The 23668-nt window shown below is 69.1% G+C and carries 19 protein-coding genes; 9 read left to right on the forward strand and 10 right to left on the reverse strand.

Translation table 11 applies throughout. The annotated features are described in order from the left end of the window. Window positions 1–73: 73 nt before the first annotated feature. Window positions 74–1168: a methyltransferase gene (locus tag AC1DW4_RS09815; protein ID WP_477017074.1), complete on the reverse strand. Its 1095-nt coding sequence runs from the start codon at window positions 1166–1168 to the stop codon at window positions 74–76. An 87-nt stretch (window positions 1169–1255) separates the two neighbouring features. On the opposite strand from AC1DW4_RS09815, the gene crtD reads away from it, so the two are divergent. Together crtD and AC1DW4_RS09825 are read left to right on the forward strand one after the other, a co-directional pair. After that, window positions 1256–2758: a 1-hydroxycarotenoid 3,4-desaturase CrtD gene (crtD, locus tag AC1DW4_RS09820; RefSeq protein ID WP_477017075.1), complete on the forward strand. Its 1503-nt coding sequence runs from the start codon at window positions 1256–1258 to the stop codon at window positions 2756–2758. A 35-nt stretch (window positions 2759–2793) separates the two neighbouring features. Next, complete coding sequence (locus AC1DW4_RS09825) at window positions 2794–3675, forward strand: hydratase (RefSeq protein ID WP_477017076.1); 882 nt, start codon at window positions 2794–2796, stop codon at window positions 3673–3675. 110 nt (window positions 3676–3785) lie between these two features. Here the strand turns inward: AC1DW4_RS09825 and bchO are convergent, their stop codons facing one another. Next, window positions 3786–4682 (reverse strand): alpha/beta fold hydrolase BchO, encoded by an 897-nt coding sequence (bchO, locus tag AC1DW4_RS09830; protein WP_477017077.1) that lies wholly within the window; start codon window positions 4680–4682, stop codon window positions 3786–3788. Window positions 4683–4765: 83 nt separating this feature from the next. Here bchO and AC1DW4_RS09835 point away from each other — a divergent pair, with 83 nt between their 5' ends. Further along, complete coding sequence (locus AC1DW4_RS09835; protein WP_477017078.1) at window positions 4766–4933, forward strand: hypothetical protein; 168 nt, start codon at window positions 4766–4768, stop codon at window positions 4931–4933. Window positions 4934–4940: 7 nt separating this feature from the next. Here the strand turns inward: AC1DW4_RS09835 and AC1DW4_RS09840 are convergent, their stop codons facing one another. Both AC1DW4_RS09840 and bchI read right to left on the reverse strand, forming a co-directional pair. Next, window positions 4941–6722, reverse strand: a complete 1782-nt coding sequence (locus AC1DW4_RS09840) for a magnesium chelatase subunit D (protein ID WP_477017079.1) — start codon at window positions 6720–6722, stop codon at window positions 4941–4943. Beyond that, complete coding sequence (bchI, locus tag AC1DW4_RS09845; RefSeq protein WP_477017080.1) at window positions 6719–7729, reverse strand: magnesium chelatase ATPase subunit I; 1011 nt, start codon at window positions 7727–7729, stop codon at window positions 6719–6721. Before bchI ends, AC1DW4_RS09840 begins: the two co-directional genes overlap by 4 nt. A 91-nt stretch (window positions 7730–7820) precedes the next feature. On the opposite strand from bchI, the gene AC1DW4_RS09850 reads away from it, so the two are divergent. Then, the gene (locus AC1DW4_RS09850; protein WP_477017081.1) at window positions 7821–9110 is read left to right on the forward strand and encodes a DUF3422 family protein; all 1290 of its coding nucleotides are present in this window, start codon (window positions 7821–7823) and stop codon (window positions 9108–9110) included. A gap of 109 nt (window positions 9111–9219) precedes the next feature. Then, the gene (locus AC1DW4_RS09855; RefSeq protein ID WP_477017082.1) at window positions 9220–9753 is read left to right on the forward strand and encodes a c-type cytochrome; all 534 of its coding nucleotides are present in this window, start codon (window positions 9220–9222) and stop codon (window positions 9751–9753) included. A gap of 62 nt (window positions 9754–9815) precedes the next feature. Here the strand turns inward: AC1DW4_RS09855 and AC1DW4_RS09860 are convergent, their stop codons facing one another. From AC1DW4_RS09860 to AC1DW4_RS09885, 6 genes are all read right to left on the reverse strand, one after another. Further along, complete coding sequence (locus AC1DW4_RS09860) at window positions 9816–10067, reverse strand: hypothetical protein (RefSeq protein ID WP_477017083.1); 252 nt, start codon at window positions 10065–10067, stop codon at window positions 9816–9818. 10 nt (window positions 10068–10077) lie between these two features. Then, window positions 10078–11295 carry a geranylgeranyl diphosphate reductase gene (locus tag AC1DW4_RS09865; protein WP_477017084.1) on the reverse strand — a complete coding sequence of 406 codons (1218 nt, stop codon included), beginning with the start codon at window positions 11293–11295 and terminating at the stop codon, window positions 10078–10080. Beyond that, window positions 11282–12607 (reverse strand): BCD family MFS transporter, encoded by a 1326-nt coding sequence (locus AC1DW4_RS09870; protein ID WP_477017085.1) that lies wholly within the window; start codon window positions 12605–12607, stop codon window positions 11282–11284. Before AC1DW4_RS09870 ends, AC1DW4_RS09865 begins: the two co-directional genes overlap by 14 nt. After that, complete coding sequence (chlG, locus tag AC1DW4_RS09875; protein WP_477017086.1) at window positions 12604–13518, reverse strand: chlorophyll synthase ChlG; 915 nt, start codon at window positions 13516–13518, stop codon at window positions 12604–12606. The genes AC1DW4_RS09870 and chlG overlap by 4 nt, the downstream gene beginning before the upstream one ends. Window positions 13519–13692: 174 nt before the next feature. Further along, window positions 13693–15117 carry a transcriptional regulator PpsR gene (gene ppsR / locus AC1DW4_RS09880; protein WP_477017087.1) on the reverse strand — a complete coding sequence of 475 codons (1425 nt, stop codon included), beginning with the start codon at window positions 15115–15117 and terminating at the stop codon, window positions 13693–13695. Between the two features lie 31 nt (window positions 15118–15148). Beyond that, the gene (locus AC1DW4_RS09885) at window positions 15149–16033 is read right to left on the reverse strand and encodes a cobalamin B12-binding domain-containing protein (protein WP_477017088.1); all 885 of its coding nucleotides are present in this window, start codon (window positions 16031–16033) and stop codon (window positions 15149–15151) included. 349 nt (window positions 16034–16382) lie between these two features. Between AC1DW4_RS09885 and bchF the strand changes: the two genes are divergently transcribed. Genes bchF through AC1DW4_RS09905 form a run of 4 tightly spaced genes read left to right on the forward strand, consistent with a single transcriptional unit; the run spans window position 16383 to window position 23665 of the window. Next, entirely contained in the window at window positions 16383–17033 is a 651-nt protein-coding gene (gene bchF, locus AC1DW4_RS09890; protein WP_477017089.1) for a 2-vinyl bacteriochlorophyllide hydratase, read from the forward strand. Then, window positions 17030–18352, forward strand: a complete 1323-nt coding sequence (locus tag AC1DW4_RS09895) for a ferredoxin:protochlorophyllide reductase (ATP-dependent) subunit N (protein ID WP_477017090.1) — start codon at window positions 17030–17032, stop codon at window positions 18350–18352. Before bchF ends, AC1DW4_RS09895 begins: the two co-directional genes overlap by 4 nt. Further along, window positions 18352–19917, forward strand: a complete 1566-nt coding sequence (gene bchB / locus AC1DW4_RS09900) for a ferredoxin:protochlorophyllide reductase (ATP-dependent) subunit B (protein ID WP_477017091.1) — start codon at window positions 18352–18354, stop codon at window positions 19915–19917. Before AC1DW4_RS09895 ends, bchB begins: the two co-directional genes overlap by 1 nt. Next, complete coding sequence (locus AC1DW4_RS09905; protein WP_477017092.1) at window positions 19892–23665, forward strand: magnesium chelatase subunit H; 3774 nt, start codon at window positions 19892–19894, stop codon at window positions 23663–23665. Before bchB ends, AC1DW4_RS09905 begins: the two co-directional genes overlap by 26 nt. Window positions 23666–23668: the final 3 nt, after the last annotated feature.

Raw genomic sequence — 23668 nt, forward strand, 5'->3', positions numbered from 1 at the left:
CATAGGCGTCCTTCCCGAGTGTCAGCTTAGATTGACAGTTTTGGTTGTCAAATCTTGATTACACTTTTGACGGTCAAGCGCGGGCGACAACCAGCCCGGCGATCATCGGCATGGCGGTCGAAACCCGACGGGCCGTCGAGAATCCGGCGGTCCGGCACATGCCGATCACTTCGCGTGTCGGGCGAGGGCGACCGGAGCCCATGGCCAGCAGATACATGCCGAAATAGGCGTCGCCGACGCGCTCGGCTCCTGGCTCGGCGGCGAACGGTTCACCGATCAGCAGGGTCGCGCCCGGCTCTAGCGCGGCCCGGACGGCACGCAGAATGTCGAGTGCGGGCCCATCGTCGTGGTCGTGCAGGATGCGGATCAGGCTGACGACGTCGGCGCCCTTCGGCAGGGGATCGTCGAAGAAACTGCCGCCGGTGGCGTCCAGCGCGATGCCGTCGGCGGCGAAGGCATCGCGGGCGCGGGCGGCGACGGGGGGCAGGTCGAACAGGGACAGGTCCAGCCGGGACGCGCGGGCGGCGACTGCGCGAAGGAAGGTCCCCTGCCCGCCGCCGACATCCATCAGACGGCCGTGGCGCGAGACATCGTAGGCATCCAGCACCTGGTTCGAGACCATGGCCTGGGACGCCGACATCAGCTGTGAATAGGCGGCGGCCGCCTGCGGGTCCGGCGTTTCACCGTCCGCATAGGGCCAATAGCCGGCCAGGGCCCCGCCCCCGCCTCCGCGCCTCAGCAGGGCCAGGGGATCGGCGAGGTCGGCATAGAGCAGGGCATGATGCTCGATCATGGCCGCGACGCCCGGGGCCCCCAACAGGGCCGCGCCTTCGACACCCAGGCCATAGCGGTCGAGACCGGCGGGCTCGGCCAGTTTCAACGCCACGGCGGCGCGGAGGAGGCGCAAGGTGGCCTCGGCATTCAGCTCGACGATGGTGGACAGGTCGGCGACCGTGGCAGGGCCTTTGGACAGGCGGTCCAGCAGGCCGGAGCGGACGCAGGCCTGGGCGATCTGGGAATAGATGAAGCCCGCCGACAGGTCGAACAGGGCCTGGGCGCGGCGGCGCGCCACGGGCCGGGTCAGCGGAAACCGCGCGGCCCAGCGCTGGAATCCCGGATCGCCGATCAGGCCGTTTCGCCAGGCGCGCCAGCGGTCACCGAGGTTCACATTCTGCTCCGGACGGTAGACGCGACACGAAAGACCTTGTGTCAAGAAGGGTGGACACCTTTAGTGTCGTGTCAACAGGACATGACAATGCCAGGCGACCGGGTCGTCATCATCGGTGCGGGGATCGGCGGTTTGAGCGCCGCCGTGGACCTGTGCGCGCGGGGCATGGACGTGACCGTGGTCGAGCGGTGCGCAAGCGCCGGCGGCAAGCTGTCCGAGATCCATACCGACGGGGTCGGCATCGATTCGGGGCCGACGGTCTTCACCATGCGCTGGGTCTTCGACGCCCTGTTCGCGGCGGCGGGTGCCTCGCTGGACGATCACCTGAGCGTGCGGCGATCCGAGACCTTGGCGCGGCACAGCTGGCCGGACGGTTCGACCTTCGACCTGTTCGCCGATCTGGAACGATCTGTGGAGGCGGTGGGCGACCTGGCCGGGGCGGCGGAGGCCAGGCGGTTCCGGGCCTTCTCCAAGCGCACGGCGCTGATCTATCGGGTGCTGGAGGACCCCTTCATCAAGAAGGCCAAGCCCAGTATTTTCGGGCTGACGCTGGACATCGGGCTGCATCGCCCCGCCGACCAGTGGTCGATCATGCCCTATCGATCCATGTGGTCGGAGCTCGGCAGCTACTTCAAGGACCCGCGCCTGCGCCAGCTGTTCGGGCGCTATGCCACCTATTGCGGGGCCTCGCCGTTCAAGAGCCCTGCGACCCTGATGCTGATCGCCCATGTGGAGCAGCAGGGCGTCTGGCTGGTGGAGGGCGGCATGCAAAGGATTCCGGAGGCTTTGGCCGGGCTGGTCGGCACCCTCGGCGGGACGATCCGGTATGGCGAGACCTGCAGCCGCATCGTGCAGGACGGCGGCCGGGCATCGGCGATCGAGCTGGCGTCCGGCGAGCGGATCGCGGCCGATGCCATCATCGTCAACGCCGATCCGGCGGCGGTGGCGGCGGGCTGTTTCGGGGCCGACGCATCGCTGGCCGTCAATCCGACACCGCCCAGGACCCGATCGCTGTCGGCCATGACCTTCGCCTTCACGGCCGAGGACATCGCGGCCCCGCTGGTGCGGCACAACCTGTTCTTCTCGCCTGACTATGTGGCCGAGTTCGACGCCCTGCACGCCGGGCGAATGCCCGCAATCCCCACCGTCTATGTCTGCGCCCAGGACCGGGCCGACGGCGACGGCCCCGCCCCGACGAGCGGGCCGGAACGCCTGTTCGCCATCGTCAACGCGCCGCCCGACGGCGACACCCACACCTATTCCACTGAGGAAATCGAGACATGTCGCTCGCGCACCTTCCGCTCGATGGAGCGCTGCGGGGTCAGCCTGGACCCCCGCCCCGGGACGATGGCAATCACGACGCCCGACGCCTTCGAGAGGCGCTTTCCGGCGACGGGTGGCGCGCTCTACGGGAGGGCGGGGCACAGTTGGGACGGGGCCTTTCGGCGGCCCGGAGCCCGTACGCGGATGCCGGGACTCTATCTCTGCGGGGGTGCGACGCACCCTGGGGCCGGCGTGCCGATGGCGGCCCTGTCGGGGCGCTCTGCGGCCTCGGCCGTCATGGCGGACCGCGCTTCGACGCGAGCGTAAATCCCGGCGGCTACGCCTGGTGGTATGTCGATGCGATGAGCGCGGACGGGCGATACGGCCTGACCATTATCGCCTTCGTCGGTAGCGTCTTCTCGCCCTGGTACGCCTGGTCGGGGCGAGGCAGGCCCGAGAATCACTGCGCGCTCAACGTGGCCTTCTATGGCCCCGACAGCCAGCGCTGGACGATGACCGAGCGGCCGTCCGGTCAGACGATGCGCGAGGCGCGCCACATCCAGATCGGCCCCAGCAGCCTGAGCTGGGACGGGGACGACCTGGTCATCCGCATCGACGAGATCACCGCGCCGGTGCCGCCGACGCCGATGATCCCCAAGGCCCTGCGCGGCACGGTGCGGGTCACGCCCCATGCGATCAACGGCACGGCCTTTCCGCTGGACGCGGCGGGCAGGCACGTCTGGCGGCCCATCGCCCCGCGCGCCCATGTCGAGGTGACGCTGGACGACCCTGGCCTGTCGTGGACGGGCGAAGGCTACCTGGACACCAACGGCGGGACCGAACCACTGGAAGACGCCTTCGAGGTCTGGGACTGGTCACGGGCGCATCTGAAGACCGACAGTGCGGTGCTGTATGATCTGAAGCGCAAGGACGGATCGGCCCTTTCGCTGGCCCTGAGGTTCGACCGGCACGGGGTTCCCGAGACGGTCGAGCCGCCGCCCCACGCCCCCCTGCCGCCGACCCTGTGGAAGATGCCGCGTCACACGCGGGCCGACGCCGACCGGCCGGTGTCGGTGGAGCGGACCTGGGAGGACACGCCCTTCTATTCGCGCTCGATGCTGCGGACCCATCTGCTGGGCGAGGCGTGTCAGGGCGTGCACGAAAGCCTGTCGCTGGGACGGCTCAGGTCACCCTTCGTTCGGGCGATGCTGCCCTTCCGCATGCCGCGCTCGCTCCGCGGCTAGCTCGCGATCCCTCGCTTGGGAGCGGCGCAGGGACGTCAGTTCCCAGATGGCCCAGGCCAGCACCCCGCCATGGACCAGAACCAGTTCGATGAAGAAGGCGGTCTTGCCACTCATGCCGTCTCTCCCGTCAGCAGGCCGTGGGATGCCGCGACGGCTGCGATGATGGCCGCGACGCGATCCGGCCGTTCCTCGTGCGCCAGGTGGCCCAGACCCTGAAGAGCTACGATGTCGGCCCCTGGCAGGGATGCACGCACGTCCTCGGCGACCGAGGGCGGCACGGCCTGGTCGCGCGAGCCGACGACCAGGGTCAGGTCGGCCTGAAGCTGCGGCAGGGATCGCAGCATGTCGGAGATGTCCCAGTTGGCCATCATGCCCAGTGTGCCCTCGATATGGCCGGGCTTCCTCAGCAGACGATGATACAGGTCGATGCCCCGGTCGTCGATGATCGACCCGGTACCTCGGATCAGGCGGGCGACGCGGCTCCGGTCTCGCGCGGCGGCGGCGAACAGCCGGACCGCCAGCGGATTGACGAACAACCCCAGGGCCAGCCCCCGAAACAGGGGCGCGACGGCCCCCGCGAAGGGCTGCAGCGCTCCGTTGACGGCGATGATCGGCGCGTCGCCGAACCGGCCGTCCAGCGACATGCGCAGCGCGATCGCGGCCCCGGCGGAATGGGCGACCACGATCGCCGGCCGGACGTCCAGCGCCTCGATCAGGGCCGTCGTGCGCCGCGCCATGGACCATAGGGACAGACCGTGGTCCGGGGGCATGGCGGTGAAGCCCTGGCCCGGCAGATCCGGTGCCACGACCGTGAACCGGTCGGTCAGCAGGGGAGTCACATCCCGCCAGCTGTGGGTCGCGGCACCGGCCCCGTGCAGCAGCAGGACCACAGGCCCCTGACCTGAGACCTGCACATGCCAGCGCAGGTCGCCGACCGTCACGAACCGGCTGGCGGCGCGATTGGGCCAGTCACGTCCGTCGACATTCCAGTCCGGACGGTCGCTCACACCTTCACCTTACGGAACATCGGTGTGCGGCACGCGATTGAATCGGCATCGCCCACATACTGGTCCGAAGGAGCCCTGGCCCCATGAACGACAGCATCATTCCCATGCTCGCCCTCGCCACCCTGATCATCGTCGCGCTCGCCGCGATCATCGGCATGGTGATGTTCAAGAAGAAGCCCGCCAACCGGCATCCAATGGAAAAATCTCCCGACGGGGCCATCGCCGAGGTTCGCACGGACGAGCGTCGCTGAGGCCACGTCAGCCCTCCATCGACCGGACGACATCGCGGACGCGGCCGGCCTCGACATAGGGCAGGGCTGCGAAGGTCGCGCCCATGGCCTCGGCCAGTTTCGCCCCCTCGCCGCGCGGGCGAGCCGAGATGTCGATCAGGGCGGCCCGCAGGCCGGCGGCACGGATGCGGCGGCAGGCGTTCAGCGCGTCCTGCTCGGCCCGTGTGCGGAAGGCCCCGCCGTCGAGGGCGATGTTGCCACGCCCGTCCGTCATGAAGACCAGCAGCGGCGTCCGTCCCTTGGCGCGTTCGGCCACGGCCAGCATGGCGGCGGCCTCCAATCCTGAGGCCAGCGGTGTCGCGCCCCCTCCGGCGAGTTCGGCCAGCGACCGTCGCGCCCGCGCCAGAGATCGGGTCGGCGGCAGCAGCAGGTCGGCCCCCTGCCCCCGAAAGGCGATCAGCGCGACCTGGGTCCGACGCACATAGGCCTCGGCCAGCAAAAGTTCGACCGCGCCCTTGGTCTCGGCCAGCCGTTGCAGGGCCGCCGAGCCCGAGGCATCGACCACGAAGATCACCGTCGATTCCGAGCGCTGCTCGAAGCGGCGAACACGGAAGTCATCGCGGCGCACGCGCAAGGGTCCGGCAGATCCGATCCGCTTGCCGCGCAGGCGCTGCCAGGGCGCGGCCGTCTTCAGGGTCTCGACCAGATCGAGGCCCGCCGATCCGTCGGGCTGGCCCGGCCGGGTGCCGATGCGGCGGCCTCGCCTGGCGGCGGGCAGGCGCGCGCCGGAGGCCCCGGATCGGGCGGGCGCGGCGCGGGAGACCGACCCCGTCGACAGCCACAGCGCCTCCAGCCCTTCGGGCAAGGCGGCGCGCGCGGCCTCGAGCACGATGTCGTCGAGAGCCCCCTCCCCCTGATCGGTGTCGTCAGGCCCGTCGTCCTCGCCTTCGGCCTGTGTGTCCTGGGACGTGTCGGCGTCGTCGGGTTCCGGCTCGGCCTCGGCGGTATCGGGCTCGACCTCCGGCGGTGCGGGAATGCGGGTGGCGCGCGGGCTGAGGACCAGGCGGGCGGCGGTGGACAGGTCGTCGCGTTCGATGACATCGCGGCCCTCCAGCGCGGCGAGGGCGGCGGCGGTGCGCAGCGCCAGCCGGGGCGCGCGCAGGGACCAGACACCCAGGGCATCGGCGGCGGCGCAGAGGGCGTGGATGGCGTCCTCCCCCGGCGGCGCAACCTCGGCCAGGACGGTACGGGCCTCGGCGATGTCGTCGGGGGTGGCGCTGATCGGCAGGGCGTCGCGGTGGCCGATGGTGTCCAGTTCGATGCGGAAGGCCAGACGTTCCATCAGGGCTTCGGGCGGGACCTCGTCGTCGAGGCCTTCGTCAAGCGCCACCAGCACGAAGCGGGCCGAAAGCCGCTCGGCCACCCCCTCGCGTTCGACGCGGACCGCCCCATCCTCCAGCGCCCCGGCCAGACGCGCGGCCGTGCCCGTGGCCATCCGCTCGGCCATGGGGGCGATGACCACCCCGCCGTCCGCCTCGGCCAGCAGACCGCGCTGAAGAACCCGCTGGCCAGAACCGAGCGCCGCCGCCAGATCGAGTCCGCCCAGCAGTCGCTCGTCGCCGATGCCCGGCGGCATGCGTCGCCACGGGGTGTCGGGGGTGTGAAGCGCGCGAAATCCGGTCAGCCAGGCGTCGCGCGTCGGCCCCGGTCCGGCCCGGACCACGACGCCGCCCAGGCCCGGATCGACGGCCAGCAGGGCGGCGGCCAGCATGGCGTCGGCCCAACGATCCTGGGCCGCTGATTGCGTCATGCCGCCAGCAGCTCGTCCATGGCGCGTTCGATGCGGACGGTGGAGGCCTGCTCGTCCAGGGGTCCGCGCCGCAGTCGATGGCGAAGGGCCATGGGCGCGATCTGGCGCAGGTCGGCCTCCGTCACCGTCTCGCGGCCGTCCAGCGCCGCCTTGGCCCGAGAGGCCCGCAGCAGCGTCAGTTCGCCGCGCAGACCGTCGGCCCCGACCGCCATGCACAGCCGCGAGCCCATCTCCAGCACCGCATCAGGCACCACGATCGCATCCAGCCGGGTCTGGGCGGCCGCGACCTTCTTGCGGATGGCGGCGTCCTTGGACTTCCAGACCTTGGCGAAGCCTTCGGGGTCGCGGTCGAAGGCGTCGCGGCGCTTCACGACCTCGACCCGTTCGGCCAGGGAGTCAGGGGTGCGGACCTCGACCGACAGGCCGAACCGGTCCAGCAGCTGGGGTCGCAGCTCGCCCTCCTCCGGATTGCCGGAGCCGACCAGGACGAAGCGGGCGGGGTGGCGGACGCTGAGGCCCTCGCGCTCGACCACGTTCTCGCCCGACTGGGCCACGTCCAGCAACAGATCGACGAGGTGGTCTTCCAGCAGGTTGATCTCGTCGATGTAGAGGAAGCCCCGGTTGGCGCGCGCCAGCAGCCCCGGCTCGAACGCCTTCTCGCCCAGGGTCAGGGCGCGTTCCAGATCCAGCGCGCCGACGACCCGGTCCTCTGTCGCGCCCAGGGGCATATCGACGACGGGTGACGGGGTGGTGCCGACGCCGGTGTGTTTGCAGACGCCGTCACAGGCGGGACTGGGGCGATCCGGCTCGCAGTTGAAGCGGCATCCGGCGATCACCGGCAGGGCGGGCAGCAGCGCGGCCAAACCGCGCACGGCGGTCGTCTTGCCCGAGCCACGGTCGCCGAACACCATGACCCCACCCAGCGTGCGGTCCACCGCCGCCAGCAGCAGGGCCTGTTTCATGTCCGCCTGACCGACGATGGCCGAGAAGGGGAAGACGACGCGCATCAGTGTCCAATCCGTTTGACAGTTACGGTTTCATGCATGACCGTTCGGGTCAACGCGTCGCGGTGGGGCGAGGGATGCGATGGGGGACGAAATGGCCAGTGTGTCCGGGTCCGCCAGAAGCTGGCATTACCATCCCCAGCGGGACGCCCTGCTGGCCGAGGCCCACGCCCGGCCGTTCACCCCCCTGGTCGGCCCCGCCCTGGTCACCCGGATCGCCACCCTGGCCGGACAGGACGGAGAGGCGCGCGATCGCGAACACATGACCGCCCTGTGCCGTCGGCTGGGCCAGTCCGAACCCGGTCCGAAGGCGCGGTGGTGTGCCCTGGATGCCGGGATGTGGCGGCTGCGCTGGGAACGGCATACCGAGCTGTCGACCTGGACCTTTTTTCGCACCCCGACCGGCACCGCTCCGTTCGCGGAAACGGCGCTGGACCTGGTGCCAGAAGACTGGCTGTCGCAGATGCCGGGCGAGGTGCTGGTCGCGACCCGGCTGGAGGTCTGGCCCGCCGTCGATGAAAAGGCGACCGCCGCCCTGTTCGGGGTGGAGGCGGTCGGCGCCAGTCTGGCGGACGGGGCGGCCATCGCCCTGACCGACTTCCGGCCCGACGCCGGGGGGATGACCCGGTTCCTGATGCTGGCCCACGCGGGAGACGCGGCCCTGACCGGGCGGCTGGTTCAGGGGCTGCTCGAGATCGAGACCTATCGCCTGATGGCGCTTCTGGCCTTTCCAGTGGCGGGGCAGGCCAGTGGCGAGCTGTCGGCGATCGAACGGCGCGCGGCGGAACTGGCGCACCGGTTGTCGGAGGATTCGGACCCGGAGGCGGACCGACTGCTGCTGGACCAGTTGTCGGGGCTGGCGGGGGAGACAGAGGCCCTGATTGGGCGGACGGGGTTCCGGTTCGGCGCGGCGGCCGCCTATCACGGCATCGTTCGCGAACGGATCGAGATGCTGCGCGAACATCATATCGAGGGCCTGCTGACGCTGGGCGAGTTCATGCAGCGCCGTCTGGACCCGGCCATGCGCACCTGCGACGCGGTGGCCGAACGCCAGCGGGCCACCATCGACCGCATCGCGCGCATGGCCCAGATGCTGAATACCCGCGTGGAGGTGGCCGCCGAGGCGACCAGCGCGGCCCTGCTGGCCTCCATGGACCGGCGCGCAGGCACCTCGCTGAAGCTGCAGCAGGCGGTCGAGGGGTTCTCGACCGTGGCCATCGCCTACTATGCCATCGGCCTGCTGGGCTTTCCGCTGAAGGCGATCGAGCACGTCTGGCATCGGTTCGATGCGACGATGGCCCAGGGGATCATCGCGCCCGTCCTGGCTTTGGGCGTCTGGGTCGGACTGTCGGCGTGGCGGCATCGGCTGGAAAAGGAACACTGAGCCTGCGGCGCTATGACTGTGCTTTGGAGGAACCTCGGGGTGTCCACCGCAGTTGACAGCAAGAGGGGCGGGTCTATTCTCAGCCCAACTATAATCCAGGGAGCTGTTTATGCGTCGTTTTGGTATCGTGAGCATGGTGGCCGCAAGTGCCCTGCTCGGCTTGTCCGCCTGCTCCAAGGGCTCCGAGCCTGCTCCCGCGCCCGCCGCGGACACCGCCGCCGCGCCGGCCGCCGATGCCATGGCACCGGCGACAGCCCCGGCCGAGACCGCACCCGCCACCACGCCTGCCGCTGCTCCGGCTGCTGCGCCCGGCGCGACCCTGCAGTTCGCCAGCTTCACGGGCGACGCCGCTGCCGGTCAGCGCACGTTCGCGCAATGCCGCACCTGTCATGCGATCGAAGCCGGTGTGAACCGCGTCGGTCCGTCGCTGCACGGCGTCGTCGGCCGCCACTCGGGCATCATCGAGGGCTACAACTATTCCACCGCCAACAAGAACAGCGGCAAGGTGTGGGACGAGCAGACCCTGTTCGAATACCTGGAAAACCCGCGCGCCTACATCCCCGGCACGAAGATGAGCTTCGTCGGGCTGAAGAACCCGCAGGACCGCGCCAACGTCATCGCCTATCTGAAGACGCAGTCCTGATCGCTTCGATCACTTGAAGATATGGGCCTCGGCGGAAACGCCGGGGCCTTTTTCGTTTGGGGTCAGCGCGAAAGGCGACGACGCAGGTCAAGAAGGTGCAGGGGGAAGGAGGCGGCGAGCGCGAGCGCGATCCACCACCAGTCGGCCCCGACCAGGGCGGCGCGGGCACCCAGCAGGATGCAGACGCCCGGTCCGAAGACCAGCAGCAGGGCGTAGGGTACCATGCGGCGGGTGGCCAGCAGGACGCCCGCCTCGATCGCCATGATGACCAGGATCAGATCGACGGCGTGACCGCTGGCGAAGAAACCGCTCATGCTGTTTCGATCAGGCCGGGCGCAGGCCCAGCAGGTGGCCCATGTCCTTGAAGAAGATGCGGGCGTGGGCGGCGGGTTTGGCCCGGACCAGCTCCTTGTTCATATAGGCCTGCCAGGTCAGCTCCTGGATGTCGGGGTCATCGCACAGACCGACGAACCGCTCGCGCCGCTTGTCGGAGCGATACCAGAAATGCTGCATGATCCCGAGCACCATGAAGACCTTGCCATGGGCCTTCATGAAGCGTTTGCGGGCGGATCGGAGCGCGGCCGGCTTGCCGGTGGCCAGGGTCGCCTCGACCGCCTCGGCGGCCAGACGCCCGCCCTCCATGGCATAGTAGATGCCTTCGCCGGACGCGGGCGCGACGACCCCGGCCGCGTCACCGGCCAGGACCACGTCCCGGCCATTGTCCCAGCGCTTCATGGGTTTCAGCGGAATGGGCGCGCCCTCGGTACGGACCGTCTCGCAGTCGGTCAGGCCGGCGACGTTGCGCAGGGCGGTCACGGCGGTCCGCAGCGAGAAGCCCTTCTGCATGGAACCGACACCGATGGAGGCGGTGTCGCCGTGCGGGAAGATCCAGGCGTAGAAGTCGGGCGACAGATTGCCCTGATACCAGACGTCGCAACGGTGGGCCTCGAAGTCGGCGGTGCCTGTGGCCGGGGCCTTGATGATCTCGTGATAGGCGAAGACGTAGCGTTGCTTGTCGGCCCCCTTCACGGCCTGGGCCGCGACGTTGGAGCGTGCGCCGTCGGCCCCGATGACGGTCCGGGCACGGACGGCGATGGGAGGCGAGTCCTTGGCCGCGCCGGCGGGGCGGTACAGGACCAGGGCCGAACCGTCGGCCTCGCGCTCGATGCGGTCGAAGGTGCCGGTGCGGCGCTGGGCCCCGGCGCTTTCGGCGCGGGCGCGCAGCCATTCGTCGAAGGCCTCGCGGTTGACCATGCCGACGTAGCCGCCCTCGATCGGCATATGCACGCGCCGGTCGGAGGGGGCGATCATGCGCGCCTCGTTGGCCTTGGCGCAGATCAGGCTGTCGGGAATGTCGAAATCCTTGATCAACCGGGGCGGGATGGCGCCGCCGCAGGGCTTGATGCGGCCCTGGCGATCCAGCAGCAGGACGGTGCGACCCTGGGACGCCAGATGGCGGGCGGCGGTCGAGCCGGAGGGACCGCCCCCGACCACGACGCAGTCGAAGGTCTCGGCGACGATGCCGGGTTCAGGCCTGGACATGGCGGGCTCCGATCTGAGGCATTGAGGAAGGGGCCGGAGCACCGGCACCCATTCGGGCGGCGATGACGGCCGAAGCGATGAACAGACCAGCCTCGACGGCGAAGACGAGGCCGAAGGCGCTGGCGTCCTGAGCGAAAATCCGGCGGCCGATGTCGACGGCGACGGCCCCGAAGAAGCCGCCCGCCCCGAAGCCGACGGCCTGGGCCGCGCCCCAGACACCCATGCGGATGCCCTCGCGGCGGCCTTTGCCCCGCCCCGCCAGGGCCATCATCGAGCCGATGGCGGCGACGGCGAAGACCCCGTTGAAGAAGCCGAGAGCGAAGACCGTGGGCGCGATCGGCCACCCCGGTCCGACCCGCGCGGCGATCGCCAGCGCTGCGAGCGCTAGGGCCGAGCCGCCACAACCGGCCAGGGTCCAGCCGCGCATCCAGCCCTGACCACGCCCGCCGACGAAGCCGCCCGCCGCCCCCACCAGGATCATGCCCAGGAGGACGCCGCCATGCTGCATGCCCGACATCTGGGTCGACTGGCCGGGCGTCATGCCGAACACCAGACCGGCGAACGGCTCCAGGATCAGGTCCTGGGCGCTGTAGGCGATCATGGAGATCAGGACGAAGAGGGTGAAGCGCCGGGCCTGGGGGTCGGCCAGGGTTTCCGTCAAGGCGACCTTGAAATCGACCTTGGGTTCGGCCGGTTCGGCGGCGACCTCGGGCGTCTTCTCGACCCCGGCGACAGCGGCGAGCGTCAGGAGGAAGGCCCCCAGCGAGACGACGCCGGACACGGTCGCGAGCCGCTGCATCGAGAAGGGATCCAGCATCCCGCCCGCGATCCCGGCGGTCGCGGCGATGCCCATGACCATCATGATCCAGGTTATGGCGGCCGCCGCCGGGCGACGGGTCGGGGTGACGCGCGTGGCCAGCAGCGCCAGCAGGGAGGTGCCGGACGCGCCGACGCCCGCGCCGATCAGGGTGAAGGCGATGATGGCCAGGACGATGCCCATGACCGGCGACCCGCTCATCAGGGCCGTGGCATTGGCGGCCAGCAGACCGCCCATGGCCAGGACGCCCATGCCGCCGATGATCCAGGGGGTCCGGCGCGCGCCGCCGTCCGATCCATGGCCCCAGCGCGGCCGCGACAGCTGCACCGCATAGTGCCAGGCGACCAGGGCGGCCGGCAGGACGGCGGGCAGTGCCAGCTCGACCATCATGACGCGGTTCAGGGTCGAGGTGGTCAGGACGACGATGGAACCCAGAGCGGTCTGGACCAGACCCAGGCGCACGATGCCAAGCCAGCCGAGAGGTTTCTGGGTCATGCGCCCGCTCCGATGAGGCCACGCACGGCGAAGGCCGAAACGAGCATGCCGATGACATAGAGGGTGGTGCCCGTGGCGTTGTACCAGGGTGTGTATTTCTTCGGATCGCCCAGCAGACGGGCCATCAGTCCGAACTGGATCGCCACCAGCGCCCCGACGGCCAGGCCGTGCCAGGGACGGTCCCAGGCCACGAACAGCAGGGTCACGACAATGACCTGGGGCGCGGCCATGACGGCGCAGGCGATGCGCGCGGCGGCGTCAGTGCCCAGCTCGGCCGGCAGGGATTTGAGGCCCAGCAGCCGGTCGCCCTCGACCGCCTTGAAGTCGTTCAGGACCATGATGCCGTAGGCCCCGAAGCTGTAGAGGGCGGCCAGGATCAGGACCGGCGCATGCGGCAGCGCGCCCGCCATGACGGCCGCGCCGGTGAACCAGGTCAGGCCTTCGTAGGACAGGGCGACGGCGAAGGGCCCGGCCACGCCGTCCCGTTTCAGCCGAAAAGGAGGCGCGCTGTAGGCCCAGGCCAGGGCCAGACCCAGCAGGGTCGCGCCCAGCACCCAGGGGCCGGTCAGGGCCGCGACGAAGACGGACAGCCCAGTCCAGATGACCGCGATATGGAGGCCCCAGCGGCCGGGAATGCGGCCGGACGGGATCGGCCGGTTCGGCTCGTTGATCGCGTCGACGTGGCGGTCGAACCAGTCGTTGACGGCCTGGCTGGTGGCGCAGACCAGGGGTCCGGTCAGGGCGATGCCCGCGATCAGGAACAGCCAGCGCCCCTGGAACGGCATGCCCGACGAGACGACGCCGCACATGAAGGCCCACATCGGGGGAAACCATGTGACGGGCTTGAACAGCTCCAGCACGGCAGCCGGAGAGGGCACGGAAATCGAAGGCGTATCGAGCGTGCTGGCCATGGGCCACCGTCCACCGGACAGCAAGAAGTGTCAATCTGGATTGACAGTCCGAAGCGTCAAGCGGGAGTTAGAGAGCGAAAAACCGACTTCTACTTCTCCAACCGACACAGAACGGCGCGATCGACGGTCCGCACTCTACCGCAGCCCTGCGACAGAATCGGTCGCAGGATCAGATCAGTCGGCGAGGTCGCCCAGACCGTAGCGGCGCAGCTTGGAATACAGGCTCTGGCGGCTGAGGCCGAGGACGTCGGCGGCCGAAGCGCGGTTGTCCGAGGTCAGGGTCAGGGCCGCCTCGATGCACAGCTTCTCGATGAGGTCGGTCGATTCGCGCACGATATCCTTCATGGGGACACGGCCGATCAGGTGCGTCAGCTGCTCGACCGACTGCGACACCGCGCCACCGATGGCGGGGGCGACGGGCGTCGGGGCCATGCGGCGGGCGACGTTGCGGATGCTGAAGCCGTAGGTCGGCTGAACATCGTCCGGGACCACGACGGCGGTGACCTCAACATCTTCCTGATCGCCGAACTGGCTGCGGATGACGGTGGCGAAGTTGCGCAGCGCCCCGTGGTCCTTCAACTGCGCCAACATGATCTTCAAATCGATCTGAGGCCGCCCCAGGAAGCGTTCCAGCGGCAGGTTGGTCGCCTCCTCCCGGCTGGCCAGGTGCGTCAGATCCAGGAAGGCCGGGTTGGCGGTCAGGATGCGCAGGTCGGTGTCGGTGACGACGAAGGCATCGGAAATGCGCGAGAGGACTGCCGTCAGGGTGGCGTTCGGGTCGATACCCTGGGCGATGGTATCGGGGGTCAGTCGCACCAGCAGCGACGAGGTCCGGTCGTGGCGGAACATCGAGGCGGACAACAAGCAGGTCTCGCCATTGGCCAGCTTCACCTTGATGGCCTGGCTACCCGAGCTGCTGGTGGCGCCGTCGAGCAGGTCGATCGCGGCCGGGATGCTGGCCGCATCCAGCAGCGCCGTGAAGGACTGGCCGACCACGGTGCCGTCATCGCGACCGGCGATCCGGCCGACGGCGGGGTTGGCCTCGCGGATCTTGCGGGTGGGCGCGTCGAGGATCAGCACAGCCTCGGCCGCGCTCTGGAACAGGAGCCGATAGCGGGCCTCGGCCTGGCGAAGCCGCAGATAGTCGCGTTCCACCGACTGCTGGACCTGGATCAATCGCTGCTGAAGCACGGCCGATCCCTGAAGATCGCGGCCCAGAACGATGACCCGGCCATCGAAACCGGCGCTGAAGGCGAAATAGCGAATCGGAACGTCGCCGTCGTCGGCGGGGTGATTGACCTCTCGCCAGCGGGCCGGCTTGCCCGAAACGGCGTCGGCCAGCATCTCTGAAATCTTGTGGCGGCTCTCGCCCGTGACCGTCTCGATCCAGGATTGGTTCAACCAGTCGCCGATGCCGTTGCGGGCCAAGTCGCTGGAAGAAACCGACAAATCCCGAACGATCCCCTCGCGGTCCAGCACCAGTGCGATGTCGCTGGCAGCGGCCACCACTCCGGCGGTCGTCTCCGCCGTCAGTCCCTCAAGCGCCGTCTTCGGCTGCCGAAACGGTATGGTGACCGACGGGGACGAAAGGATGGTCATCTATCGCCATTACGGGTCCGGTGGCGCTTGATCAAGCGGCGGAGTGGGTGGAGGCGAATAGCCGCGCCGCGGTCTGAACCGCCTCGCGGGCATCGCCGGCGGTCTGGTCGGCGCCGACCAGCGCGACGCGATCGGGATTCTGGGCAAAGGCGCGCCCCCCGACCATGACCCGGACCGAGGCGTTGCGCGACACCGCGCGCAGCCGGGCGATCAGCGGCGTCAGGGGTTCCAGCCAGCGTTCGTTGGCCATGGAGAAGCCGATCAGATCGAACCGTTCGGTCTGGACGATCTCCTCCAGGTCACGGGCCGTGGCGTCGGGCATGCAGACGGTGCGCCAGCCGGCCTGGCGGAAATATTCGACCACCATGATGAGTCCGAGCGAATGCTGGTCGCCAGGCGTCAGGGCGAACAGGGCCGTGCGGCCGTCGCCGCCGCCGCCCTCGACATGGACGCGATCGGCGTATTCGTAGACCAGCTGCTGCAGGCGGCACAGGCCGACCGTCACGTCGGCGAAGGTGCAGACGTCCCGCTCCCACCATTCGCCCAGCAACTTGGCGGCTGGAGACAGCAGGTCGAAATAGATCCCCTCCACGGACACGCCGCGGCGCACCAGAAGCTCGACCTGATCGACGAGGGCTGGCAGCTCCAGCGTCATCGTCTGGCGCGCGAAGCTTTCCAGCTCGGCCGGATCGACGACACCCAGGTTCATGGGGATGACTTCGTGGGGGCCGCCGTTCTGATGGGCGGCGAGCAGGCGGGGAATGATCTCGCCCTCGATCAGTTGAGCCAGATCGATCGGAGAGGGAACGCCGGACGTTCCGAACTCGGAGCGCCTGAAGCGGACCACATTGTCGCCGTCGCCCGTGGGTGGCGGGGTCCGATCTGGCGCGCCTTCAGCGCGATGAACGTAGGCCATCGACCCTCCTCCCCGGAGCGTGATTTCTTACGTCAGGCGTGATCCCCATCCACCCGGCGAAGTGTTTCCTCATCCAACCGAGCGCCTCTTGGGAGAGGCCCCCGGATCGTCTCGCGCTTTGGTCCGGACCCGTCGCCTGAACGGCGATCTCAATGGGTCTTCGGCAATCCACGCACGCACGTCACTTCCACTTACAAGCGACATTGGGTCCACCGATCCCGTGCCGAGTCAACCCTGCGGTTAAGACTGAAGTGTCAATCTAGATTTACGTCCAATCTATTTGACACATGCCCGGCGACGGACCTAGGTTTCGTTATCGCCTCTATCGGGGGGCGACCGGAGTCGGTCGATGTCATCGAGCGCGATCCACCATTCAGACGGCCACGGCGGTGCTTCTTCAGGAGGTGTCCGGGGCCTGCTCAGCCGGCGTTTCAGCGGCCTGATCGACCGCGTGGCCCCCTGTCCGTGGACCGCGCACACCGGTCAGCACAGTGTCTCGGACGTCGGCGCGGGCATCAGCATGGTGACCCGTCCACTGTATACGCCCGAAGAACGCGCGCGCCGCGACAACACCGTCTGGACCCTGGTGCAGGGCGTCCTGGCCCCGGTCCAGTTCCTGGCCTTCGGCATCAGTGTGGTGTTGGTCCTGCGGTATCTGGGCACGGGCGAGGGCGCATTTGCCGCAACCGTCTCGGTGCTGATCAAGACGGCGCTTCTCTACACCATCATGGTCACCGGCGCGGTCTGGGAAAAGGTCGTGTTCGGCCGCTACCTGTTCGCTCCGTCCTTCTTCTGGGAGGACGTGTTCTCGATGCTCGTCCTGGCCCTGCACACCGCCTATCTGGGCGCCGTGCTGCTGCATATCGGATCGCCGCGCGAGCAGCTCATTCTCGCCCTCGCCGCCTATGCGACCTACGTCGTCAACGCGGTCCAGTTCATCTGGAAACTGCGGATGGCGCGTCTGGAAGCGCCCGCCAAATCGACGATGGTGGCCGCGTGAGCGAGGCCTTCGCCCTCGAAGCGGCCCCGGCCATCGGCGGCTGCGCCACCGCGCCGGTTCTGCGCGAACGGGGACAACGCGAGGTTTTCTGTGGATTGACCGGAATCGTGTGGCTGCATCGCAAGATGCAGGACGCGTTCTTCCTGGTCGTCGGCTCGCGCACCTGCGCCCACCTGATCCAGTCGGCGGCCGGCGTCATGATCTTCGCCGAGCCGCGCTTCGCCACCGCCATCATGGAGGAGAAGGATCTCGCCGGCCTGACCGACACCAACGATGAGCTGGACCGCGTTGTGGACAGGCTCGTGGCGCGCCGTCCCGACATCAAGCTGTTGTTCCTGGTCGGATCGTGCCCGTCGGAGGTCATCAAGCTGGACCTGTCGCGCGCCGCCGGTCGGCTGTCCGAAAAGCACAGCCCCAACGTTCGGGTCCTGAACTATTCCGGCAGCGGAATCGAGACGACCTTCACCCAGGGCGAGGACGCCTGCCTGGCCGCCCTGGTCCCACAGATGGCCGAGGCCCCGGCCGATGCGGCGCAATCCCTGCTGATCGTCGGCGCCCTGCCCGACGTGGTCGAGGACCAGTTCCGCCGCCTGTTCGCCGCCATGGGCATCGACCGCGTCGACGCCCTGCCGGCCCGCAAGATCGCCGACCTGCCCAGCGTCGGCCCCAATACCCGATTCCTGGTGGCCCAGCCCTTCCTGGGCGATACGGCGCGGGCGCTGGAGGATCGCGGCGCGGTCCGGCTGGACGCCCTGTTCCCCTTCGGGGCCGAGGGCACGACCGACTGGCTGCACGCGGCGGCGGTGGCGTTCGGTGTGGACGAGATGCTGTTCCGCTCGGTCGTCGCGCCGGGCCGCGAACGCGCCGCCCGCGCGCTCGAAAAGGTCCGGCCCGCCCTGGAAGGCAAGTCGATCTTCTTCTTCCCCGACTCGCAGCTGGAAGTGCCGCTAGCGCGGTTCCTGTCGCGCGAGCTGGGCATGATGCCGCTGGAAGTCGGCACGCCCTATCTGCACCGCACGCACCTGAACAAGGAGCTGGCGCTGCTGCCGTCCTCGACGATGCTCAGCGAAGGCCAGGACGTGGATCGCCAGCTGGACCGCTGCCGCACCGCCCGGCCGGACCTGTCCGTCTGCGGCCTCGGATTGGCCAACCCTCTGGAGATGGAAGGCCTGACGACCAAATGGTCGATCGAGCTGGTCTTCTCGCCGGTCCACGGCTTCGACCAGGCGGCCGATCTAGCCGAGCTGTTCGCCCGCCCCATGAACCGCCAGGACAGGCTGTCCGACGCCATCGTCCCGATCCGTCGGAGGGCTGTCTGATGCAGCTGACCGTCTGGACCTATGAAGGCCCGCCCCACGTCGGCGCGATGCGGATCGCCACGGCGATGGAAGGGTTGCACTACGTCCTGCACGCGCCCCAGGGCGACACCTACGCCGACCTGCTGTTCACGATGATCGAGCGGCGCGGCAAGCGCCCGCCCGTCACCTACACGACCTTCCAGGCCCGCGACCTGGGGACCGACACGGCCGAGCTGTTCAAGACCGCCGTCATCGACGCCCACGCCCGCTTCCAGCCCCAGGCGATGATCGTCGGCGCCTCCTGCACCGCCGAACTGATCCAGGACGATCCGGCCGGCATGGCCCTGGCCATCGGCCTGCCGATCCCGGTGATTCCGCTGGAGCTGCCCAGCTATCAGAAGAAGGAAAACTGGGGCGCGGCCGAGACCTTCCGCCAGCTGGTGCGCCACCTGACCACCGCCGTCGAGCGCACGCCGATGGCGGGTCGCAAGCCCGTCTGCAACATCCTGGGCCCCACGGCGCTGGGCTTCCGCCACCGCGACGACGTGGTCGAGATCACCCGGCTGCTGGAACGGATGGGCGTCGACATCAACGTCACCGCGCCCTTGAGCGCCACGCCCGCCGACATCGCTCGCCTGGGGGCCGCTGACTTCAACGTCGTCCTCTATCCCGAGATCGCCGGCGAGGCCGCCAAGCAGCTCGAAAAGATGTGCGGCCAGCCTTCGGTCAAGACGGTGCCGCTGGGCTACGGCGCGACGATCGACTTCATCAACGAAGTCTGCGCCCTGACCGGCCTGGACCCCGCGCCCGTGCTGGACGGCGTCCCGTCGCGCATGCCCTGGTGGTCGCGCTCGGTCGATTCGACCTATCTGACCGGCAAGCGTGTCTTCGTGTTCGGCGACGCCACCCACGTCATCGCCGCCGCCCGCGTGGCGTCCGAGGAGCTGGGCTTCGAGGTCGTCGGCATGGGCTGCTACAATCGCGAGTTCGCCCGCGACGTCCGCGCCGCCGCTGCCGACCTGGGTCTGACCGCCCTGATCACCGACGACTATCTGGAGGTCGAGGACGCCATCGCGGCGCTGCAGCCCGAACTGGTGCTGGGCTCGCAGATGGAGCGCCACATCGCCAAGCGGCTGCGCATCCCCTGCGCCGTGATCTCGGCCCCCTTCCACGTCCAGGACCATCCCGCGCGCTTCTCGCCCCAGATGGGGTTCGAGGGGGCCAACGTCCTGTTCGACACCTGGGTGCATCCGCTGGTCATGGGGCTGGAAGAGCACCTGCTGCACATGTTCCGCGACGATTTCGAGTTCTCGGACGAGGCGGGTGCCTCGCACCTGGGCGGGCACGGTGGTCAGTCGCCGCGCGCCGCCACCCCGGTCACGGCCGATACCGTGGCCTCGACGGAAGTTTCGTCCGTCTCGTCCGAGATTCAATGGGCCCCAGACGCCGAGGCCGAGCTGAAGAAGATCCCCTTCTTCGTGCGCGGCAAGGCCAGAAAGAACACCGAACGCTTCGCCGCCGAGCACGGCCTGGCGACCATCGGGGTGGAGACGCTGTACGATGCGAAATCGCATTACAGCCGCTGATCCCTCGAACCCCATCGTGGCGACGTCACAGGTGCGAGTCGTCATCGTCACCCTGGACAACCACCTGGCCGGCGCGGTGGCACAGGCCGAGGCCGAACTGCGCCGGACTGTCCCCGGACTGACCATCGCCCTGCATGCGGCCTCCGAATGGGGCAGCGATCAGGGGGCGCTCGACGCCTGCCTCGCTGACATCGAAACCGGCGACATCGTCATCGCCTCCATGCTGTTCGTCGACGACCACGTCCAGATGGTCCTGCCGGCGCTGAAGGCCCGCAACGAAGCCTGCGACGCCATGGTCTGCATGATGTCGGCGGCCGAGGTCGTGAAGCTGACCAAGATGGGTCCGTACCGCATGGACGGTTCGACCAAGGGCCCCTTGGCGATGCTGAAGAAGCTGCGCGGAAACACCAAGGCGACGGGCGGCGCGCCGGGCGAGAAGCAGATGGCCATGCTGCGCCGCCTGCCCAAGATCCTGGCCTTCATCCCCGGGACCGCGCAGGACGTGCGCGCCTATTTCGTGACGCTGCAGTACTGGCTGTCGGGCTCGGCCGAGAACATGGCGTCGATGGTCCGCTATCTGGTGGATCGCTATGCCGACGGCGAACGGCGGGCCTTGCGCGGCGCCATGAAGGCCGCCGCCCCGGTCGAGTATCCGGAAATAGGCGTCTACCACCCCCGCATGGGTCAAGGCGTGGCGGCCCGGATGGCCGTGAGCCCCGATGCCCTGCCGAGCCATACCGGCCACAGCGGCACCGTCGGCCTGGTCGTGTTGCGCTCTTATGTGCTGGCCGGCGACGCGGCCCACTACGACGGCGTCATCGATGCGCTGGAGTCGAGGGGCCTGCGGGTCATTCCCGCCTTCGCCAATGGCCTGGACGCCCGCGCGACCATGAACGCGATGTTCATGCGGGGCGGCCGTCCCAGCGTCGATGCCATCATCAACCTGACGGGTTTCTCGCTGGTCGGCGGACCCGCCTACAACGACTCGTCGGCCGCGGCCGTGGCGCTCGGCAAGTTCGACGTGCCCTACGTCTCGGCCCACCCGCTGGAGTTCCAGTCGTTCCAGCAGTGGAGCGCGGGTGATCAGGGCCTGCTGCCGCTGGAGGCCACGATGATGGTCGCCATCCCCGAACTGGACGGGGGCATCGCGCCGATGATGTTCGGCGGTCGCACCGACGGATCGGACGCGCCCTGCACCGGCTGCGTTCGTCGCTGCACCTTCCCCGGCATGGACGCCAAGGCCATGGTGGCCTGCCCCGAGCGCGCCGGGACCCTGGCCCAGCGCGTCGAGAAGATGATCGCCCTGCGCCGTTCGGAGCGTGCCGAGCGCCGGATCGCGGCGGTCCTGTTCAACTTCCCGCCCAACGCCGGGGCCGCCGGAACGGCCGCCCAGATGTCGGTGTGGGCCAGTCTGCACAAGACCCTGATCCGTCTGGCGGCCGAGGGTTATACCGTCGAGGTCCCCGAGAGCGTCGAGGCGCTCCGCGAGGTCATGCTGGAAGGCAACGCCGTCCGTTACGGCACCGACGGCAACGTCCACGTCCGCATCCCGGCCAACGAGCATGTGATGCGCGAACGCTGGCTGAAGGACATCGAAGCGGTCTGGGGCCCGGCACCGGGCAAGTCGCTGACCAACGGTTCGGACCTGTTCGTGCTGGGCGCGCGGTTCGGCAACGTCTTCGTCGGCCTGCAGCCGCCGTTCGGCATCGAGGGCGACCCGATGCGGCTGATGTTCGAGGGCGGGTTCGCGCCCACCCATGCCTTCAGCGCCTTCTACCGCTGGATCCGCGAGGACTTCGGAGCCCACGCCGTGCTGCATTTCGGCACCCACGGCGCGCTGGAGTTCATGCCCGGCAAACAGACCGGCCTCTCGGAGGCCTGCTGGCCCGACCGGCTGATCGGCGACCTGCCGAACCTGTATCTGTACGCCGCCAACAATCCGTCCGAGGGCATGATCGCCAAGCGGCGCTCGAACGCCACCCTGATCAGCTACATCACCCCGCCGATCAACGACGCGGGTCTATATAAAGGCCTGCTGGACCTGAAGGCCCTGGTCGATCGCTGGCGCGCGACCGAGGTCGAGGCCTCGGCCGAACGGGCCGCCCTGAACCCGCTGATCTTCGAGGCCGCGGAGACCCTGCACATCGCCCTGATCGACGGATCAGACGACGCCCGCGTCAACGCCCTGATCGCCACGCTTCAGGAGCTGGAACAGACCCTGATCCCCAACGGCCTGCATGTGCTGGGCGAGCCCTTCAGCAGCGACGAGCGCATCGACCTGCTGCTGGCCGTCGCCGAGGCGCGCGAGGGACCCAAGCCCGGCCGCGAAGCGGTTCAGGCCCTGGTCGACGGGGCGGACGCGCGGACGGCGCTTGGCATCAGCGGGCTGAGCTCGGACACCGCCGGGATCGAGCTGTTCCGCCACCTGCACGCCACCAATGTCTCGCTGTCGTCCAACCCCGAGATGGAAGCCCTGATCGCGGCGCTGGACGGCGGATACGTCATGCCGTCGCCGGGCGGCGACCTGCTGCGCACGCCCGAGATGCTGCCGACCGGCCGCAACATCCACGGCTTCGATCCCTTCCGTATCCCCAGCGCCTATGCCGTGGCCGACGGCATGCGCCAGGCCGACCGGCTGCTGGCCAAGCACAAGCTCGAAACCGGCGCGCTGCCGGAATCCATGGCCATCGTGCTGTGGGGCACCGACAATCTGAAGTCCGAAGGCGGACCGATCGCCCAGGCCATGGCCCTGATGGGCGCGCGCCCCCGCTTCGACGGCTACGGTCGCCTGTGCGGCGCCGAACTGGTCTCGCTGCAAGAGCTGGGCCGTCCGCGCGTCGATGTGGTGACCACGGTTTCCGGCATCTTCCGCGACCTGCTGCCACTGCAAATGAAGATGCTGGCCGACGCCGCCTGGCTGGCCGCCACGGCCGACGAGCCGATCGACCAGAATTTCGTGAAGAAGCGCGCCCTCGAGCATCAGGCCAAGCTGGGCTGCGATTTCGAGACGGCCGCCCTGCGCGTCTTCTCCAATGCCGAGGGGGCCTACGGGGCCTCGGTCAACTCGCTGATCGACTCGGGGGCCTGGACCGAGGAGGGCGAACTCGCCGACGCCTTCGAGAGCCGCAAGGGCTTCGCCTATGGCCGCAACGGCAAGCCGATGAGACAGGCCGCCCTGCTGAACAGCGCGCTCGCCGGCATCGACCTGGCCTATCAGAACCTCGATTCGGTCGACCTCGGCGTCACCACCATCGACCATTACGTCGACACCCTGGGCGGAGTGGCCAAGTCGGCCGAGCGCGCGCGGGGTGTGGCCTCGCCGGTCTACATCGGCGACCAGACGCAGGGCGAGGGAAAGGTCCGGACCCTGGCCGAACAGGTCACCTTAGAGTCCCGCACCCGCGTCCTGAACCCGCGCTGGTTCGAGGGTCAGCTGAAGCACGGTTCCGAGGGCGTTCGCGCCATCGAGGCCCAGGTGACCAATACGCTGGGATGGTCCGCCACGACCGGCGACGTCCAGCCCTGGGTCTATCAGGAAATCAGCGAGACCTTCGTGCTGGACGCCGCGATGCGCGAGCGGCTGGCCACGCTGAACCCCAAGGCCTCCGCCCGGATGGCCAACCGGCTGCTGGAAGCCTCGGACCGCGCCTACTGGGCCCCCGATGCCGCGACGCTGCAGGCGCTGCGCGACGCCGCCGACGAACTCGAAGACCGCCTCGAGGGGCTCAGCCCCGCTGTGGCGGCGTAAGGA

It is taken from the genome of Brevundimonas sp. P2_A6, assembly GCF_056404975.1.